This is a genomic window from Bartonella sp. AP30XZML (genome assembly GCF_042195945.1).
GTDB lineage: Bacteria > Pseudomonadota > Alphaproteobacteria > Rhizobiales > Rhizobiaceae > Bartonella.
In genome coordinates, this window is sequence record NZ_JBHIPJ010000039.1 from 1 (window position 1) to 1,282 (window position 1,282).

The 1,282-nt window shown below is 35.9% G+C and carries 2 protein-coding genes and 1 pseudogene; 2 read left to right on the forward strand and 1 reads right to left on the reverse strand.

The window, feature by feature from the left end:
- Window positions 1-281: 281 nt before the first annotated feature.
- Window positions 282-635, reverse strand: coding sequence for an XRE family transcriptional regulator (locus tag ACFIL2_RS02820; protein ID WP_273791732.1), 354 nt, complete (start codon window positions 633-635; stop codon window positions 282-284).
- A gap of 87 nt (window positions 636-722) precedes the next feature.
- Here ACFIL2_RS02820 and ACFIL2_RS02825 point away from each other — a divergent pair, with 87 nt between their 5' ends.
- Together ACFIL2_RS02825 and ACFIL2_RS02830 are read left to right on the forward strand one after the other, a co-directional pair.
- On the forward strand, window positions 723-962 hold the full coding sequence (locus ACFIL2_RS02825) for a helix-turn-helix domain-containing protein (RefSeq protein WP_375607547.1): 240 nt from the start codon (window positions 723-725) through the stop codon (window positions 960-962).
- Window positions 963-972: 10 nt separating this feature from the next.
- Window positions 973-1,282, forward strand: a pseudogene (locus ACFIL2_RS02830) (hypothetical protein); the annotation flags it as partial.

Sequence of the window (1,282 nt, forward strand, 5' to 3'; positions counted from 1 at the left end):
TTTGTTCTTCATTTTCGCAGATGACTAAGAGAATTTCATCAGAATTTATAAACACTGGTTTATTCACAAATGCCTCCATACAGCCTATTGGCAAAAGTTATTTTCTAAGATATGGAACATATGTATGCGCATATTGCACATATGTCAACAATAAAATGTGCAACATGAACATATTTAGTGAGTGTTATATTATTTTGGGATATATAAAATGGATGATATTGATAACCTTATAATGGAGGCAGTGAATAAGCTTAGTATAGATAAAAAAAGAAGGTTAATTATTATTCTTCGTCTTTTAAAGTATCTAAAATGCGAAGAAGCCACTGCTTTTTTTCAGGAGATATATTTTTTAGAGCGTTAAAAACTTCTTCTTGAAGTTCGCGGTCTGAAAGAGCAGTTGTAGATTTTGTTTTTATACCCTGTCCTTCACCAGTCAATAACCAACCTGTACTTACGTTAAAAGCTTTTGCGTATCGACTTGCGGCTTTATTGATGCCGCGAACTCCTTGTTCATGTTGTATATAAGTGTAATATGGCCAGCCGTAATATTGAGCTGCGGCTCGGGCAGATTTAAATCCTTTGGCAATTCTTGCTTCTGTTAAGCGTATAGCTTGGTCGGGTTTTTGTTCTTGCATTCTGACAACTCCTTTCCATTCATAATGCACATATTATGTGTGCTTTTCGACTTGACTTTTTTCTGTGCACATTGCACACTTAATTTTATGAATAAGATAGAAGCAAAAAAAATACGCAAACGCCTTAATCTGACGCTGGACGAAATGGCAGCGTTATTAGGCGTTAACAAATCAACAGTATGGCGTTGGGAAAAATATGGTGTTCCTTCAAGAGGAGCAGTGGCTTATCTTTTAAAATCTTTATGCGATCAAGAGCAACACCCCTCAATGTCGAAAATTTGCAAGAGCTGCGTTGTTGATCAGAAGGTCGATAGATTGCAGCATTAAGGAGATCAAAATGAGTTCGAATGAAATTTTATGGATAGCAGTGGTTTCAGTTTTGCTCTTAAGCGGAGTGATGTTTCGTATTGCATTGCATTATCGCGATCAAGTTAAAGCACTTAAAGAGCAGGTTCAAGATATTAAGAAAAAAATGAAAGAGAATGAGTTTAGGTATTTAAAGGAAAGCAAGCAGACAATTGATGAATGTGATGCGAATCTTGAAGAACGTGACAAGGAAATTAAACAACTGAAGCAAGAGATTGAAGAACGTGACGAGGAAATTAAACAACTGAAACAAAAGACTGAAGAGCATGAAAAGGCGTTCA